We start from the raw sequence: 18,904 nt of genomic DNA, 5'->3' as shown, positions 1-18,904 counted from the left end.
TATTCATTGCTCCAGTACCTCCAGCAGTTCGGGAAACTCGTCCAGGGGTAAAGGCAAAATCCGAAAACCTTCAAAGTTGCCCAGGAATTCATTTTCATACACGGCGTAGATGAGGACGAACGATGCAACAGGGTTCGCCGGCGCCTGGTACAAACCATTTGCATCGATCGTCCCCGGCCCACCCAAAGGGAGTCGCCAAACAACGGGCACCACTCTTCCATTGATCACAGCCTGAAGTTGAACCTGCCCTTTCCCAGGATCAGTGCTCACGATTTCGACGAAGGCGGCCGGTTGCTTTTGCAACACCAGAACATGCACCGACTGAGCGGGCTCGGTTCCGACTTGCACTTCGATCTCTTCCAGTAAAAACGTTTGATCGGGAACCTCCGATCCTGGGCGATAGGTGTAAGCACCGTATTGCCCGCTAATGGGCGACACTGTGCCGCTTCCCGCCACAGGATTTTTGATCGACCATTTCTGTGGGGCATTGCCCAGGCTTCCGGCCCTCAACTCGACCGTGTTCGTTCGATCACAGGTCTGGATCCGAGGGTTGATGGTCAGGTTTTTGGCCACCACGGTCACCAGAGCCTGGCTGAAATACCCGGTTCGGGGGTCGCTTGCCGTGATCCGAAGACGAGTGAAACGCCCCGAGAATGAATTGGCCTTGGGGGCGTGATACAAGCCGCTTTCACTGATGGTTCCAGGACTGTCAGCACTTTTCACCAGCGGCTCCACCGCCCATTTCACTCCCGTCACTACGGGATCGGTGGCGAATTGATGAGTGCCATCCTGGCCCAGTATCAAATCCGTGGGGTTGATCACGAACGTAGTCTGGGTAGGATTGATTCGGCCGAAGTAGCCGATATCCCAAGGCGCATGAGTCTCACCACCCTGGACTGTCTGGCCGACATGCATTTCAATGACTTCGTCGATCAGGTCCTTGACCAAAAAGTCGGCTTTGAACAGCCCCTTCAGTGCCTCTTCAAGCAGGTCACCAAGTTTCTTGTCCAGTATGTCGGCTTTCACGGTTGACAGAATGAAATACAGCTTGATTGTATCCCAGAACTCTGCCTGGTTAGTCCCTTTATCCTGCTTATGAGCTTTCTCGTCCAGGAACTCTGCCGCAGTGTCCACCTGCAAATCAGTGCGGCGCAGCGATACACCCGCGGCACTGTCATCGAGCTCGTACTCTGCACTCATTTTCAATGAGCACGCGATCATTTTCTCATACGGAACCTGCCCTTGACTGGAAAGTTTGCATCTTGTTTTCGTTGCCACACTCCACTGCACGGTATATTTGTTCTGACTCACGTCAATAACGAGCGCACTGGGAGCGAATGACGGAAAAATCAACTCATTCAAATCCAGATTGACAAGGATCTTGGAACCGTCCTGCAAATCGACATGAACATCGGTGTTTATTGCAGGCAGGGAGATCTTTCCGGACGTTGCTGTGGCCGTGAGCAACTCGCCATCCGCATTGTGTGAATACTTAAAATCAGTCTCTGCCGAAATCCCCAGAAGTTTGGCAACTTCAAATATCAAAACACTTGCACTGACCGCCGAAGGCTCAAACAGCAATGTTGCCGAGTAGTCTTTACCCGCATCGTCGGGTATTAGATATTTAAAACCCTCGCCTGGAAATCCATCTCCCTTACGCGTAGCTGTGGCTATAAACACCAAGATGCAGCCTTTGTACTGCGGATTTACTACTACATCTGCGCCCGACTGCGTTCGAAGATGGAACGATGTCGGGTTCATTAACTGATTTGACCCATGCCTAATTCTACCCAACGGGTAAATACGTTTTTCATCGGGAAGTTCAGTGAACAATGTTTTGAAATATTCCCCGACAATCTCTCGCTGGATCAACGTATCGCTGGACTCCAAAATGAAATTATCACTTTTTTTCAAATCCAGACTTATCAATCCATCGCCCGAGACATTGCCGATTACTTGGTGCAACAGCAGTTCAAGAAACAGCTTCGGCCCTTGCAGCGGATCATATTCTTCGATCTTGTTCGCTTTCCAGCTGTCGTTCACTTTATTCAGTGATACCGTCTTTCCGCCCATGACTGCCATGCTCAATCTAGCTCTGGAATCATTAAGACCGGTGTTTTCGAACGACATCTGCGGAGACCTCAACAGCCAATTACTCAAACTCACTTTCCATATATTTTCGACAACCGGCACGTCGCCTTTAACTGGAGCGATGTCATTACCCATATTAAAGCGTCGAATATATTCTTGCTCGATCAAACGGTTAATTTTGTCTTTCTCAAACGCATAAATCATCCCCCAACCCTGCAGCCTCGATTTTACTTTCAGCCATGCCAACAAGTCAGCCAGTGAATTCCCACTCATGACTCCGCCCTCAAAAAACCAACAGATAAAAATCAACCTCAGGCAATCAACTGAGGAGATATCGGAGGAAACTGCTTATACGTGAAACCTTGATCGAAACTTGTTTCAGTTATTACATTTAACTTTTGATTTAGTTCCAGCCTGTCCAAAAAGCCCCGTGGCAATATCGCTTGCAACTCCCCATCGTTGTACTCGACTTCCGTGACCACTTCCGCAGCACCTGTACGTAGAGGGTAAATTTCCTTTCCGCCAGCCTTAAGCAGACCTTCAACCTGAAGCCTCACTCTTTGCCCCGACCGCATATAGGTCCACGAGGCCAGTTTGAACACGACACCGGTCGTCACTGAACTCAATTTAATCTGAGTGTTGGATGAAGGTGCCATGGCTTGCAGCGTCGGCCACCCCGTGGTGATGTCCCTGATCTCAAGATCAAAGTCTTTCGAATTTTTTCCCGGTGGAGTGACTTGGTAAAACACCTTCAGACGCTTGCCCATGTTCGCCGGTACAGCGCCTGGAGGAATATAGAAGCGATCTGGATATCCAGCCATGGGATCAGCAATGTGAGATCCAGTGCTGCCGTAGCCCGCCCAGTGCATCTGGACCTTGTCACCCCCGCCAATAACGGCGTCTTCCGGAACCTTGATGTAGACACCACCGGTGATTCTGCTGGCCTGCAAATAACCTTTGCCTTCACCATCCGGCGTTGCGCCCTCGACAATGGGCATAGGCAGGTGCAGAGGCTTGCGCAGTGTCAGGAGCAATGGCTCGGAAGTGCCTGCACTGCCCTCCCGGGCATACTGATATTTCAAGCTGACGGCCTGACCGTTATTGGCCGACAGCCATTGATGGCTCAGATGAACTTCAATAATGCCGCTGTCGATGGATGATGGATCGAGGCGCAGCGTCTTGGTGACTGAAGTATCGCTCTCGGCGTACACCACTACGTCGTCACCTACCTGAATGCCGGGGTACGGCACGATTACCAGCATGATGCCATCAGGATGTACATCGGGGTCCAGTTCATCGCCTTCAAACCCTTTAACTTCAGGGGCGGGTAGCAAAGTGTCCGGAGGCTCGATCACGTGCACCGTTTGTATGGCCGACTCGCTCGTTACGGTAGGTTCGGCATAGTCGATGCGATAACCCATGTTCGCGAAGCCGCCCTGGATAATCTGTAACTCGTTCTTTGGTATCGACCATTGCAACGGTTTACCGATATCGGCCTCGAGCAATTTTTTAGCGTAAGTCAATTCCTTCCAGGGATCGTCCTCTCCAAAATACATTTCAAATACAAAGGTAAAAACATCGCCAACCGACATGGCCTGATAAGGCGTGGCTACAAGAGTAGCCCCGCCGTCTCCAATTTGATCCAGGTCCACGCAAAGGCTGTGAGATTCCTTGAAGTGCAGGACAGGCAGTTGCAATGAAGTCGACGACGATTTGCCAACATAGAAAAACCGGCGCAGCGATTCTTCCCCTCGTCCATCCGGCGCATCGGGATCGTTCATCTTGTACGAATAGAATACTTGTCCCCCTTTCAGCGCCTTGAGCTTGCCATTGGAGATAAGTACCGGCATGCCTTCCGGTTTAAGTTCACCTGGACCTATGACGACCAACTCGTTGAAATCATCGACAGCCTCACCACTCGCACTGCGGCCCCACCAGGTAGGCCAAAACTCATCACCCTCGGCTATACGCGGATAGTCGACCCAGGTCTTCAGATCTGCATTGCCCAACTTATCAAGATCGATAACATTATCAGGCCCAACATCGGGAACTTTCGGCGCTGGCAGTGTAGCCGTCATCTTTTAAACTCCTATTGCGCGCATACGGCCCAGGCCCCGTACTGGGTCAAGGCCGCATACAACACGACAGTCATGGATGACTATGTTTTACGCCGGAATTCCAGATCTGCCCACTATCAGAACTGATAGGTTCTTCCGCGTTCTTTCGCTGTTATTGTTTTAACCAGAAACCTGAACCCATCCACGGACTACAGGTGAAAATCTGGATTTCAGACCAATTTCTTATTGGCGTTTTATTGTGGGCACATTGGTGAGCGCTTTTATTTTCGATACGCGCCCGAACGCCTCATTCTGTTTTTCTTTACCTGGCCCAATACGAGATTAATAACCATGACTGATACTTCCTCGGTGAGTTCCAACGCAAATAACTTCGTGAGCGCCGTGGAAAACGGCGTCGACTCACGCACGGGTCTGTACAAAATCTCCATCAACTTGCCGGAGATCAAGACCAATGACTTACGCGGGCCAGGGTTTGACCTGAGGCTGTACTACAGCGCCCTCAACCCTCGTGACAGTGGTTGGGGTCATGGCTGGAACCTGAAGCTGTCGCAATACATCCCCAGCACTCAGATCCTGTCGCTGAGTACCGGTGAAACCTTCAAAGTCACCGGCACCGACAGTCAGACCGGTCAGTTGGTAATGAAGGAACAGAAAATCGACAGCTTTCATTTCTACCCGGAGGGTAGCAATCGCTACCGCGTGGTGCACAAATCCGGGCTGGTCGAGATCCTCGAAGTGCTCGGCAGCGCCCAGAACCGGGTCGCCCTGCCTGTCGAGATTCATTCTTTTACGGGGCACAAGATCACGCTGGGCTATGTCCCCTTCAGTGGCTCGGACCAAATCCTGTCCTGGATCAAGGATGACTCAGGCCAAACCCTGTTGACGGTGAAACGCGACAGCGCATCGGTCGAGGTGCTGCTGTACCCGTTTTCCGGCCCGAACGGTGGCCCGCTGGCAAACTTTGTCATGACGCTGCAAGGTTCCGACCGATACGTGAGCAAGATCACCTTGCCCACCGACAACCAGGCGTCCTGGCGCTTCGGTTACACCCTCAAGAACGACCACTTGTGCATTACCTCGGTGGAAACGCCCAGCGGTGCGCGGGAGGAAATCCGCTATCAAGACCTCGGCCATCAGTTCCCTACGGGCAGCGGTCGCACTCCTTTGCCACGGGTCACCGACCACCGTATTTTTCCCGGCTCCGGGCAGCCGATGGTCCAGGTCGGCTACACCTACCCAGGCGACAGGAACTTCGTGGGCGGTGGCCTTTCCATCCCCTGGGACAACGGAGGTCTGGACAACCTCTACAAATACATTGGCAACTACGAATATAAATGCGTTGAAACCCTGCTGGTCGCCAACCAACCGGTGCGTACGATTGAACGCAAATTCAATCAGTTCCACCTGCTGACCGAAGAAATAACGACGCAAAACAATAATGTTCAAACGGTCCAGACCGACTACTACCTGACGCCGAACGTGCCGTTCGAGCAACAGCCCAGGTATTGCCAATTGCCCAAGGAAGTCAAAACCACCTGGTCGCAACTCAACAATGCCACCCGCCAACGCAGCGAAACCGTCAGCAGCACCTACGACATTCACGGCAACCTGCTGACGCACAAACAAGCCAACGGCGTGGTTGAAACCAGCACCTGGTACCCCGCCGCCGATGCCGACGACTTTGTGCGCTACATCAAGGACCGCACCGTCACACCGGCGCCATCAGCCCATGGCAATGCGCCGACGCTGCGAACCCATTACACCTACAAGACTTTGGCGCCATTGACCGGCAGCCCTTTGCCGCATTGGCACACGCTGGAAAGTGAAACGCTGGTACAGGTCGCGGCCGGCATTGAAACCGAGTTGCAGCGTACGGTTTACACGCACTTCGACGATCCGGACGACGCCTTCGGGCATGGTCGTGTCAAACGTCAGGCAGTGACGCTCAATAACAAGTCCAGCTTTGTCGATTACCAGTATCTGAAGTCCATCAGCCCTCAACGCCAGGTGCCCGTACAGGAAACCATTGAGACCTTGAGTACCGACTTCGATAACGTGAGCAAATCCATCACTCGTCAACACTCGCTGCTCACGTCGCAAGAACTGTTGAGCCGGATAGACGGTGAGGAAACACAGTTCCACTACGACAGTCTGGGTCGATTGACCAGCGAAGTCGCTTCACCCGGCACGCAGTACGAAGCCCGTCGCCAATACGAGTACACCCTCAGTGCAGCCACCGGGCAACCGGTCGAACATGTCATCATCAATGCCCGCAACGTCAGGACGCGCACGGTTCTCGACGGACTTGCCCGGGAGGTTTTCAGCGAACGCGATCACGTCGATAGCGGCAACCCGAGTCGAACTCGACAAACCAGCGCGGCCCGTTACAACGAGCGGGGCGACTTGGTCGAGCAGACCGTTTATGACTGGCTGAACGGTCAGGAACTGGCACTGATTACCTGCTTCGAGTATGACGATTGGGCCCAGCGATGCATGGCCATCGGCGCGGATGGCGTTGAAGAACACCAGGACATCGACCCGATCGGCAGTGATGACTGGAAGGGACCGGTCGTGCGCAGTTGGCGGCAAAGCCCTGGACCTGCCCCCCTTGTCAGTGGCCAAACCGAGACCTGGCTCAACGAATTTGGCAAACCCTCCCAGACCCGGTTGCTGGATGCAGCAGGCAATGAACTATCCCGAGAAACCTTCAAATACGACGGGCTGGGCCGTTGCACCGAACAAAGCGACCCGAACAAACGAATCACCCGATTCACCTATGACGCCTTTTCACGCATGGTCGACAGCACCCTCCCTGACAACAGCATCGTCAAGCGCGAGTACGCCGCTCACAGTACCTCGGAACTAGCCGTGACCCTGAGGGTGAGCGCCGATGGCGTGAATTACACCCTGATGGGCGAGCAGGATTTCGATGGACTTGAACGCCTGACCCGGCTCACGACGGGCCAACGTACAGAACGTTACGCCTACGATGGCGGCCAAAGTCAGGTCAGTAGCAAGACCACACCTGCCAACCAAACCATCACCTACGACTACAATCGGACGCTCACCGACCAGCCGATTGCCAGCCATGCACCGGACGAAATCGCCAGGTTCGCCTTTGACAACACCAGTGCCCGCCTGACCCGGGCGAGCAATGAACAAGGGACACGGGAATACGACTACAACACCAGCAATCAATTGCTTGGCGAGCGTTGGGTCGACAAACAAGGAAAGGCTTGGGACACCCTTTACTCGAACTCGATGCAAGGCCGGTTGCTAAAACGGACCGACTTGAAACAGCAAGGGAACAACGGGCTGGACACCGTGCATCATTACGACGCCTTCGGACGGGTGGAACGTACCGATCAAGGTCAGCTTCAGGTCCACTTCGAATACGACCGCCTCGGTCAACTCGCCAAAACCACCACCCGGGACCTTAATGCCAACAGCAATCTGAAGACTGAGCTGAAATATGATGATCAAGGACGGGAGATTCTCCGGACCCTGACGCTGGACCAGCACCCACCGCGTACACAGGAGCAGACCTGGAGAGTCGATGGACTGCTGGAAAGCCGGCATTTGAAACAAAGCAATGTCAGCTTGCTGATGGAACGTTTCGATTACGATTTTCGTGGCCGGCTCACCCACCATGAATGCTCAGGCAGCACTCTGCCCCGCAATGACGAAGGCCGGCCATTCAAGGAGCAGATCTTCAGCTTCGATGAACTGGATAATCCCAAGTTGACGTTGACGAATTTTGCCGACGGAACATCAGAACGTATCCGGTTCTTTTACTCGACCAATGATCCCTGCCTGTTGGACCGCATCACCTACACCCCGAAAAGAGTGACGGACGATCCCACATTCACCTACGACCCCAACGGCAACCAGCTCAATGATGAACGTGGCCGGCGCCTGAGTTACGACAGCCAGAACCGTTTATTGAAGGTCGAGACTGCGGCAGGCCAGATCGTCAGTCAGTACGGTTATGACGGTCACGATCACCTGGTCAATTCGCAACAGGGCAACCAGAGCGAAATATTGCGTTTTTATCAGGGCCAGCAACTGAATGCGCTGGTTCAGGATGATCGCCAGACCCACCTCCTCTACCACCAGGAGCAGCCCCTGGGACAACAGCAAGACGGGGACGATACGCAGACTCTGCTGTTGTTGACCGACGCGAACCACAGCGTACTCGGTGAAAGTCAGCAGAAGACGTTACGCACGGCTGTTTACAGCGCCTATGGCGAACGCCACAGCGATGATGTTCTGCAAAGCCTGGCGGGCTACAACGGCGAGTTCCGTGACCCGGCCAGCAGTTGGTACCTATTGGGACAAGGTTACCGGGCCTACAACCCGAGCCTGATGCGCTTCCACAGCCCGGACTCGCACAGCCCGTTCGACAGTGGCGGCTTGAACCCCTACTGCTATTGCCTGGGCAACCCGATCGCCCTGCGTGACCCTTCCGGACACGAAGCCATTGGCTGGAGCGGCCGGCTGCGATTCCCGTATGAGGACGAGGTACCGCAGCTTTCCGGGGGCAGTGGAGGCGACTGGTTGTCATGGGTGTTCGTGGTGCTGGGCGCGGTGGGTACGGTTGCAGCGGGCGCCGCGACCGTCGCCAGTTTTGGCGCTGCCGCGCCGCTGACGGGTGCTGCGTTTGGTTTTGCAGTTGCTAAAACCGCATCACTGGCGACAGCGACGGCGCTTAGCGCGGGCTCAACAGCGGCCAGTGCGGTTGCTGCTGCCAATGGCGATGAAGAAGCGGGACAGTGGGGGATGTATTTGGGGCTGGCGTCGATTGTGCCAGGGGTTGCCGGGGCAGCCTTTGGTTCGATTGCTAGAGTTGTCGGTAATGGATTGGATGACATACTAATAAACTTGGCTAAGAATACTGACACATCTGGAACAAAAATGTGGGGCTTCAGCTCAGACGAAGTCCATAAGTTGGGATTGAGACCTATTAGTTCTGCCGGACCACGGCTTGCCGCTTCGTCTAATACACCAAAATTCCACCCATCCCTACCCGGTAGAAATCCTGTAAACGCTAACGTCAAACTTCCCGGGACAACAGCTGTGAATGGGACAAGTGGGCACCCCCCCATAAACACAGAAGAATTATCAACTCAGATTAGTAAACTCAAAGTTCCAAAACCTACCGCCCCACCTATTAGAGCTGAAACTGATCAAATGAAACTGATTATCGAACAGAAAAACCTTGGAAAGACAATCAAAGAGGCGGCAGCGCATGCAAATCAGAAATCCAATAGATCTGACATAGTAAACAGCCATCTTGGAATGGGCCTTCGTCGGTAAACAGGCTAAAGAAGTGCTGGCAACAAGAAACATACTTTGTTGCCAGCCTGCATAGAAAGTCGCCCTCGCTTACCGCGATCAACTACCGCACCTCTTCCAGAAACACCACCCCCACTCCAAGCAACTTCCTGTTTACGCCTCCATATCAAAGAATTTTCCTACAGATCACGTCGACAAAACAACAACGTATCTGGCTATTTTATCCAAACAAACCCTTCTAGAATCCCGCCCCGTCATGACACCCCAACAATTAACACTTTTAAACAAAACACACGCAACACACTCCCTCCCCTCGGACGTTATTTAACTAAGGATCCACCATGAAAAAACATCTACTCACACTTTCCCTCGCACTAACCGCAGCACTGTCCGGAACTTCCGCCTTCGCCAACACCGGCACCATCAACTTCGAGGGCAAGATCACCTCCAGCACCTGCCCCATTGAGGTCATCAACCCTGGCGACGGTTCGGTGGGTAACCTGGTGAAGATGGGATCCATCGAAGCCAGCCGCTTCACGGCCATCGGCCAGGAGTATTCCGGCAAAAGCTTCGGCCTGCGCGTCAAGGGCGGTGCCGGTTGCAACCTGAACCCAGCGGACAACACCGCCGCCGTGACCTTCAACGGCACTGCCGACACCTCGGGCAACTACTTTGCAGTCACGCCCACCAACGATGGCGCCAAGGGCGTTGTGATCGTGCTCAAGGACAAGACCGGCACACCGATCGCACCGGGCGCAGCGTCCGCCGATTACGATCTGAACGACACCGGCGAAACCGACATGATCTTCAACGCCTACTACCGCTCCACGGCCGCCACCGTGACCGCCGGTGCCGCTTCGGCGGATGTGCAGTTCATCGTCGCCATCAACTGATCACCACCCCGCCCGCTTTGAACACGACGTGATCGCGTCGTGTTCAAGTGGCATTTCCATACGCCCGGGTGCGCCTTGTCTGCCCGGGCGTATTGAGGTAATCCCCCCATGTTTGGTTTGACTCAACAGCCCAACGCTTCCCGACATGTGATAGGCGTCTGCCTGACGCTGCTCATGCTGGCCGCCCATATTCCTGTCACCCAGGCGGCGCTGACGATCGGCGCCACGCGCGTGGTATTCGACAGTGACAAACGCAGCACCTCGGTGATTGTCGCCAACCCCAGCAACCGGCCTTTTGCCGTGCAAACCTGGGTCAACACGGCCAGTGACGATGACACCACCGCGGTGCCGTTCATCCCTTCCCCGCCCCTGTTTCGACTCAATCCGGGCAAGGAACAACAAGTCCAGATCAACGGCCTGCCCAATAAGCTGCCCCCCGATCGCGAGTCGCTGTTCTACTTCAACGTGCAGGAAATACCACAGGCCGAAGCCAACGATGGCAATGTCCTGAACATCGCGTTGCGCACACGCATCAAGCTTTTCTATCGCCCCAGCCAACTCAAGGACAACCCCATCGCCCGTCTCAAGGACCTGCAATGGTCGATCAAGAACGTCGGCGGCCAGCCTCATCTTGTGGTGAATAATCCGACGCCCTTTCACGTGTCCTTCATCCGCCTGGACGTGACCGGCAATGGCCAGAGCCATGCCGTTCAGAATGCCACGATGGTCGAGCCACTCGGCAACCAGAGCTACCCGCTGAACGGTTTCAAACCCAACAACAACCTGCAAGTCGTGTTCTCGGCGATCAATGACTACGGCGGCTATAGCACGCCATTGACCCAGCCGATTCAACTGGCCCCTTGAGGCAGTTCCCTCCGCACTAACTGCCAGGAACCCACACCCATGATTTCATTACCCGACCGCGGGTGCGCGGCCGTGCCTGTGCGCCTGCGCCTCGTTCAGCTGTTCTTTATCGGCAGCAGTGGCGCCATCCTGCTGGAAATCAAACCGGCGCAGGCGATCCAGCCCATCGAATTCCAATCCGGCTTCATGCGTCAAAGCCCGGCCCATGCCGGCGATGCCGGTGCTGCAGCCCTGCGCGCCCTGGCAAGCAGTCACGACCTTGGACCAGGCCGTTACTGGGTCGACATCCAGATCAACCTGCGTTACTTCGGCCAGCGCGAAATGGCCTTTGAATTGAGCCCGGAGAATGATCGCCTTCTACCTTGCCTGGCGCCCGAATTGCTCGAACAGCTGGGTGTTCGGCTCGACAGCCTCGCCGACCCCACACTGCTGCACGCCCGTTGCGTGGACTTGTTTACGCTGATCCCCGGCGCCGAGATCGACTTCGACGCCAGCAAGTTGCTGCTGGCCATTTCCATTCCGCAGATTGCCATGCGCCGTGATGTCAGTGGTCACATCGACCCCGAACACTGGGACTACGGCATCAACGCCGCCTTCATCAATTACCAGGCCTCGGCGCAACAGGGCTCCAGCCGCTACGGCGGCAAGAACAACAGCGATGACCTGTATCTGAACACTGGCCTCAATCTCGGCCCCTGGCGCTTGCGCAGCAACCAGTCCATGCGCCAGGACGAAGACGGCAAACGCGTCTGGACCCGGGCCTATACCTATGCGCAACGGGACTTGCCCGGCACCCATGCCAACCTGACGCTGGGCGAAACCTTTACCGGCGGCGATGTGTTCAGAAGCATCCCGATCAAGGGTGCGCTGATCAGCTCGGATATGGGCATGTTGCCTGACGCCTTGCAAGGCTATGCGCCGATCATTCGCGGTGTCGCCCAGACCCGCGCCAAACTCGAGGTTCTGCAGAACGGTTACCCGATTTACTCCACCTACGTCAGCCCCGGCCCCTACGAAATCGACGATCTGAGCACCATTGGCGGCAGCGGCGAACTGGAGGTGGTCCTGACCGAAGCCGATGGCCAGGTCCGACGTTTTACCCAGCCTTACGCTACGATCGGCAACCTGCTGCGCGAAGGCGTATGGCGTTACAGCGGCGCCCTGGGTCGTTACAACGCTGCCAGCAATCTGGACGAGCCGCTGCTTTGGCAAGGTACCCTGGCCATGGGGACGACTTGGGATTCGACGCTGTATGGCGGCCTGATGGCCAGCGAGTTTTATCAAGCGGGTACCCTGGGCATTGCCAAAGACCTGGGCTCCATCGGCGCCCTGGCGCTGGACGTCACCCGCTCCAGCGCCGACGTCGACCGCCATGACACGCAGAACGTCCAGGGCATGAGTTACGCTGTGAAGTACGGTAAATCCTTCGCTACCCGGACCAACCTGCGCTTCGCCGGTTACCGCTATTCCACCGAGGGCTATCGGGATTTCGATGAAGCGGTACGCCAACGCAGCCACAGCACAACCTTCCACGGCAGCCGTCGCAGTCGCCTGGAAACCTCGATCTATCAGAACATCGGTTCCCGCAGTGCAGTGAGCCTCACGCTGTCGCATCAGGACTACTGGCACACCAGTTACGAACAGCGGCAGTTTCAGTTCAACTTCAATACCCAGCACGCCGGCGCGAGCTACAACCTGTATGCCTCGCAATCACTGAGTGATACCCATGGCAGTGATCGGCAATTCGGCCTGAGCGTGTCCCTGCCACTGGATTTTGGTCATTCAAGCACCGCGACGTTCGATGTTCAGAGTAACCGCGACCGCTACAGCCAACGTGCCAGCCTCGGTGGCAGCCTCGACGAAAACCGGCTCAACTACCGTGTGAGCCTGAGCAACGATGAACACCAGCAGCAAGCGGCCGCGCTCTCGGCCGGCTACCAGGCGCCCTTTGGCAGTCTCGGTGCGGGGTTGACCCAGGGTGGGAATTACCGAAGCGCTTCGATCAATGCCAGTGGTGCCGTATTGATGCATGCAGACGGCATCGAGTTGGGACCTTATCTGGGCGAAACCACTGCGCTGGTCGAGGTACCGGATATCGCCGGGATCGGCGTCATGAACGCTACGGGCGTAAAGACCAACGAGCGCGGCTACGCCCTGATGCCCCATCTGCGCCCTTATCGAATCAATCAGGTTGTCCTGCAGACCGATGAACTGGGGCCCGAAGTGGAAATCGACAACGGCACCACCCAGGTCGTGCCAAGACGCGGGGCGGTGGTCAAGGCCACCTTTCCCGCGCGCTCGGTCAATCGCCTGATCATCACGGGGCGCACCGCCTCGGGCCTGCCCTTGCCGTTCGGCGCTCAACTGAGTAATGCCCAGGGAGAGGTCATGGGGATCGTGGGGCAAGCCGGCCAGGTCATGGTATCCACCGATGCCGAGCCACAGATGTTCGACGTTCATTGGGGAGAACAGAATGATCCTCAGTGTCGACTCAGCGTCGAACCCGCCGCCATGGAACAGGCTCAGGGCTATCGATTACAGGAACTGACATGCGTCTGATCACAAGAAAGGCGCCAGGCGCCAATGAGCTGCTTTGCGGGAAACACAGGATGAACTCTGCGATACACCACCTGTTGCGCACTGCCACACTGGCTGCCAGTTGCATGGCGCCCCTGGCAATGGCCAACACCTGCAGCTGGAACATCGGCGGACCGGCCATGATGAATTACCAGCGCAACATGGGGACGCTATACGTCCCGCGAGATGCCCGCGTCGGTGCCGTCATCGGCACCGTGGACCTCAATCATTCCACGCCGAACAACGCAGGTCTGCGCGTCGAATGCCATAACGACGGTACCCGGCGCCTGGATTTCAACGCCCGGGCCACGGCACCCATTTTTCCGGGACCGCTGGAGCCGATCAACGGCGAAGATGTCACCGGCAAGGTTCTGCAAACCAACATCCCCGGCGTTGGCGTGCGGGTCAAACTGGGCTTTCCACTCAATGGTCTGGCTGATAATTCCTTTGTCCCCATCGGCGATCCCACCGTACCCTACGACGGCTTCAACGAAAGAAATCTGCTGACACCCATTGCGCTCAACAACCTGTCCAATCGGGTCACACTGATCAAAACCGGACCACTGCCCCCAGGCCCCCACACCCTGGATGGCAGCGAATTGTTCAGCGGCCATTTCACCGATATGGGCAAAGCGTTTGGCTATGGCATGATCGGCACTATCATTCAGGCCCAGTGCACCGTCGGCGCCAATCCGGTCAGTGCCGACCCGGTCCAACTCGGCGACTGGGATACCGCCGATTTTACCGGTCCGGGCTTCTCCACTCCGGCCGTACCGTTCAGCATCACGTTGAGTGCCTGCGAGACTGATCCGGGCGGCACCATTGCCACGGCCAATATCCGGCTCGAAGGTGTCAAGGGTTCAGCCCCCATTGGCCCGACGACCAGCGGGATTTTCAGTCTGACGTCCGATTCGGATGCTAAAGGGCTGGGTATTCAGGTATTGAAAGCCGACGGCATCACCCCGATGGAACTCGAAACCGAGGTGCCTTTGATCGCGATTTCACCCGGTACCACCGTCCTGAACTTCAATGCCCGCTTCTATCAGACCCAAGACAGTAGCGCCGTGCGGCCCGGCCTGGCCAAAGGTGCGCTGGGTTTCACCCTGACCTACAAGTAACCCTGAGTTCACCTTCTTCATAAAAAAGGGTTTGCCTTTGCAGGCAAACCCGTCCCCCCGCTCCTCAAGCTATGAGTTGAGGTTGCAACTTGGGAAAACTTTTCCAGCTTTGCTTGTTATCGAAGCTCACTTTAACCACCACTTGAATCGCAAGATTGAGCTTGAAACGTTGCAAATCCGCCTTTGAAATTCGGCCCGCTGGAATGCTTTGAGCCACTGCCGGGACCGGTGACTCCGTCAGTACCGGAATCACCAACGGTTGAGTATTACTGTCTACGCCTTCCACGGTCACAGTGAGGTACTGATCGGTAGCCATGAAGGTCCAGCTTGCGAGGGTAAAATTGGCGAAGCCGTCCGTGATGCTTGCCAGGCTCAGTTTGCCGCCTGAAACCTTGTCGCACTGAATGGTCGGCAGGCCGGTCAGCTCCTCGACGCGCAAACTGTAGTTGTCAGACTTATGCGGATCCACGACGCCAGGCTCAAACACGTTGTATTTCACGACGATGGTCTTGCCCAGATGCTGGGCAATCCTGTCCTTGGGAATCTTGTAATCCCGCGAACCCACGGCCACTGGCGTTTCAGTAATGAACTCGCCTGCAGTGCCTTCAGCCCACATGACAACCGTCCGCTCCCCATCATTGATCACCGCCGTGGCGGGAATCTGCACCGTGACACCATTGACTGCCGTACTGGGGGTCAACACACCGCTCGTAGCACCGCCGTTGGCCTCCTTGACTTTCGAAGGTGGCAATATCCGGGGTTTCGGGGTTGCCTCAACATCCAGCTCAACCACCTCGGAATGCACACTCGGGTTTCCCGCCCGGTCCCACACCCGATAACTGGCATAGCGATTGCCATCTTTACGGTCGCGAATCAGCTCTCCGGTGACTACAACGATGACGGGTTGAAGATAGTTGGTGTTATCGAGCACTATGAAATCGGCCTCATTCAAGTCACCTTGACTGGTGCCCCAGTACCAGCGGATGACATCACCCGGCTTGGGATCGGTGTATCGAGGCAGGGTCGCCAAGACCTTGTCCTGATTCGCAGTGAGGTAAGCGGCAGTGATTTTCTTCGGAGGGGGGGCGACTTCGGCAGGAAAAACCAGTTTGTTCGGGTTGCTGAGTTGTGGCTCCAGTTTATCGATAGTGATGATGAATGGTAGTGATTTATCGGGCGTTCCAAGCCAGTTGGTCATGACATAGGTTAGCTGGTGCTCACCTTGGGTTAGCTTGTCCGCACTGATGGAAACAAAGTGATCGTCGGGCCTTATGGTCGCAGTCCACTCCTTGAAGCCGATTTCACTATCGTCCAGATAAATACGGACTGACTCGGGATCGCCTACGCTGGGGTTTGAGGGTGACCAAGGTGCGAACTTCACCTTGAGTGGATTAGCCGGATCAATCCACGCCAATCTAGGCATCAGATTGGTCTCTCCCCCCACTATATCGGGTAGTGGTGCAGGATCTGTCCAGGGGGCAGGCATCGTACGGCTGCTTTTTGATGACATTGATGTTCTCCTTCACTAAGTGCCAGACGCAGGAGACAAAGTCAGCCGCAGATGTCCGACCGTTTGATGAAAACTCAACTTCCATTCAAAGGCTGGTGGCTGTCGATCAAGACAGTAACCAGCCTTCGTGCTGTCGCAATCAACGCGTTACCAGCTATAACGCACTCCAAAATTGGCGCCCCACGGCTGTTCGATCTTGTCGCCATTGCTGTAATCGAAGTCGGCATGAATCGAGACCTTGTCGCTCAGCGATGCCGCCACACCAAGACCCAATTCTCCACGGGAACCCGAAAGGTCGTTGTTGAAGGTGTTGTCGTTGACCTTCACTTCATTGTTGTTGGCGAACTCGTGTACATAAGCGGCGCGGACATAAGGCTGCACGACCTTGTCATCCCACTGGAAGTTGCGCCCTGCGGTTGCGCCGGCCTTGGCCAGCAGTGAACGGGTACGACTGCCTTCTGCGGACAGGCCGTTGTCAAGTTCGTAGTTTTTACCCTGGATGATCACGCCCGACAGTTGGGTAAAGGGTTCAACGAAGTAGTCGTCAGCCAATTTGATATGGCGGCCGAACTCCAGCGATGTGCCAACACCATGGCTGTCGTAATTACCCTTGGTTTTCTTGCCGTCGCTCAGGTGCACATCGGATTCGTTCTGGAAGCGGTTGAACTTGAGCACGCCATCGAAGTAGTAGCCGCTCAGTGCATCCAGCCACGTGGTGTAGGCGCCCAGGTAGTAGCTGTCGATGGTGCCGCTGGTGCCACCGCTCAAATCCAGGTCGGACTTGCTGTAACCCCCCAACAACCCCACCAGCCATTGCCCATCCCCCATCGGCAACGGCGCATCGGCACCAAACGAAAGGCCTTGCTGAACTTGCTGATAAGCAACCCCCGAACTGGCCTCGACGTCGAACTTGTTGCCGTAGGCGCGAATCCAGCCGCCGGCCTTGCCGTGGTCCATGCGCACTTCGCCCATGCGCGTACGCAGGGTGCTGAGTTCGCCATACCAGGCAGTCGGTGCGGCGTTGAACAGCGCGATAACCGATTGGGTCCCCGGGCTGATTACGCGAGACGCGGTATTGAGGTACCAGTCGTTGCTGCCCTGCTGAATCAGGTCGTAGGAAAAAGCCCCCAGGTCCACGGCACCGCCAGCCAGGCTGAACGTCGCATCACCGCCACCGATGTGAACCACCGGAATAGCGCCGGCCCCCACCGGCTCCGTGCCGCTGGCATCAATGGCTACAGTGTGATTACCGGTCGCCGTGCCAGTCACAGTCAGGGTATCGACCTGACCGGTCCGAAAGTCGGTGTGCATGAAAAACGTACCGCCGGTACCCGACAACGTACCTACGTTCAACTTGAAGAATTCGCCAGGGTTGCCGAACTGGATGGCGCCGCCGTTCATGTCCAGATTTTGTACCGTGCCGTTATCGACCATGATCCAGCGGGCATTGCTGTTGACCCCCAGGTTCTGCACGTTTTGCAGGCGGCCGGTCAGGGTGGCGGAGTCATCCAGTAGCACATTGGCCGTGCTGGTGCCGTCCGCAACGATATCGCCGACCAGCGTGCTGCCACCAACGCGCAAGTTACCTTCGGCGCCATTGCGTACTTCCATCAGCACGCCGTTGCTGCCGACCAGCGTTGAGTTCTTGAGGGCGGCGATATTCGCCTGCGTCGCGCCTGCATTTTGTGTATCGACCAGAATCGCCGCACCATTCAAGCCCTCGACCCGACTGCCACTCAGTTCGACAGTATTAGGAGAAGCCACACCGGGGTCGGTATTGATCTGAATACCGTTGGTGGCCCCTGTGATGTTGCTGCCCTCGGCATTGACTGTACCGTTGAACATGCGGATGCCGGCCAGGCTGTTGCCGGTGACCGCGCTGTTCGCCAGCGTCAATGTACTCAAGCCGTTGACGGTCGCACCATTTCGCGCGCCGGTGATGGTGCTGCCGCTTACCTGCGCGGTTGATCCAATGGTGTTTGCGGCATTGTGACTGAGCACCAGTCCGACTCTGTCGCTGTTGATACTGCTGCCAATGATCGTTGCATGACTGCTATCCAGATGCACGCCGTTGGCGGAAGTGCCTTGTACCTGAGTACCGGTGAGGTTCAAGGTCGATCCTGTCATCCTGATATCCCGCGTTTGCGCACCGTTGGCATTCAAGGTGGCACCGTTGAATACGTCATAGTTATCCAGTGCCGCTGTCCCATCGATTGACGCAACGGGTTCCAGGCTGCCATCGATAAAACGGGTGGCATGGGCCTGCTCGCCAATGATTAAAAAAGGCACGACGGGCAACAGTCGCAATGTACGCGACAAAGGACTCAACAAAAAAAACTGGCTGGCAGACATGAGCGACTCCATTGATTCTGAACTACAAAAGTTCGGCGCTTTCCTGATCAATAGAAAAGAACCGGACTACAAAGGCGGCGCAGAATATCCAGATGCTTCCGACCCAGATGCAGGAGTTTCCTGAAC

10 protein-coding genes are annotated in these 18,904 nt (G+C 55.8%); 6 read left to right on the top strand and 4 right to left on the bottom strand.

The window, feature by feature from the left end:
- Positions 1 to 3 precede the first annotated feature (3 nt).
- Both LAB08_RS13500 and LAB08_RS13495 read right to left on the bottom strand, forming a co-directional pair.
- On the bottom strand, positions 4 to 2,364 hold the full coding sequence (locus tag LAB08_RS13500; protein WP_096511728.1) for a hypothetical protein: 2,361 nt from the start codon (positions 2,362 to 2,364) through the stop codon (positions 4 to 6).
- A 38-nt stretch (positions 2,365 to 2,402) separates the two neighbouring features.
- On the bottom strand, positions 2,403 to 4,169 hold the full coding sequence (locus LAB08_RS13495) for a hypothetical protein (protein ID WP_096511729.1): 1,767 nt from the start codon (positions 4,167 to 4,169) through the stop codon (positions 2,403 to 2,405).
- A gap of 330 nt (positions 4,170 to 4,499) precedes the next feature.
- On the opposite strand from LAB08_RS13495, the gene LAB08_RS13490 reads away from it, so the two are divergent.
- The 5 genes from LAB08_RS13490 (at position 4,500) to LAB08_RS13470 (ending at position 14,916) form a co-directional block, all read left to right on the top strand.
- Positions 4,500 to 9,485, top strand: coding sequence for an RHS repeat domain-containing protein (locus LAB08_RS13490; RefSeq protein ID WP_096511730.1), 4,986 nt, complete (start codon positions 4,500 to 4,502; stop codon positions 9,483 to 9,485).
- A 320-nt stretch (positions 9,486 to 9,805) separates the two neighbouring features.
- Positions 9,806 to 10,357 carry a fimbrial protein gene (locus LAB08_RS13485; protein ID WP_096511731.1) on the top strand — a complete coding sequence of 184 codons (552 nt, stop codon included), beginning with the start codon at positions 9,806 to 9,808 and terminating at the stop codon, positions 10,355 to 10,357.
- A 108-nt stretch (positions 10,358 to 10,465) separates the two neighbouring features.
- Positions 10,466 to 11,221 (top strand): fimbrial biogenesis chaperone, encoded by a 756-nt coding sequence (locus LAB08_RS13480; RefSeq protein WP_096511732.1) that lies wholly within the window; start codon positions 10,466 to 10,468, stop codon positions 11,219 to 11,221.
- Between the two features lie 39 nt (positions 11,222 to 11,260).
- A complete protein-coding gene (locus LAB08_RS13475) occupies positions 11,261 to 13,780 on the top strand; it encodes a fimbria/pilus outer membrane usher protein (RefSeq protein WP_096511733.1) in 2,520 nt (839 codons plus the stop codon).
- Positions 13,781 to 13,884: 104 nt separating this feature from the next.
- Complete coding sequence (locus LAB08_RS13470) at positions 13,885 to 14,916, top strand: fimbrial protein (RefSeq protein ID WP_254007544.1); 1,032 nt, start codon at positions 13,885 to 13,887, stop codon at positions 14,914 to 14,916.
- A gap of 64 nt (positions 14,917 to 14,980) precedes the next feature.
- Here LAB08_RS13470 and LAB08_RS13465 read toward each other — a convergent pair whose 3' ends face one another.
- On the bottom strand, positions 14,981 to 16,426 hold the full coding sequence (locus LAB08_RS13465; RefSeq protein WP_157755706.1) for a hypothetical protein: 1,446 nt from the start codon (positions 16,424 to 16,426) through the stop codon (positions 14,981 to 14,983).
- 147 nt (positions 16,427 to 16,573) lie between these two features.
- Entirely contained in the window at positions 16,574 to 18,778 is a 2,205-nt protein-coding gene (locus LAB08_RS13460) for an autotransporter outer membrane beta-barrel domain-containing protein (protein ID WP_096511736.1), read from the bottom strand.
- Between LAB08_RS13460 and LAB08_RS30525 the strand changes: the two genes are divergently transcribed.
- Entirely contained in the window at positions 18,777 to 18,902 is a 126-nt protein-coding gene (locus LAB08_RS30525) for a hypothetical protein (protein ID WP_256658473.1), read from the top strand. The two genes, LAB08_RS13460 and LAB08_RS30525, sit on opposite strands and share 2 nt — an antisense overlap.
- Positions 18,903 to 18,904: the final 2 nt, after the last annotated feature.

The organism is Pseudomonas izuensis (assembly GCF_002356535.2).
Lineage (GTDB): Bacteria > Pseudomonadota > Gammaproteobacteria > Pseudomonadales > Pseudomonadaceae > Aquipseudomonas > Aquipseudomonas izuensis.
The sequence above is the reverse complement of the archived record's forward strand: the minus strand, read 5'-3'. Positions and strand labels throughout refer to the sequence as shown.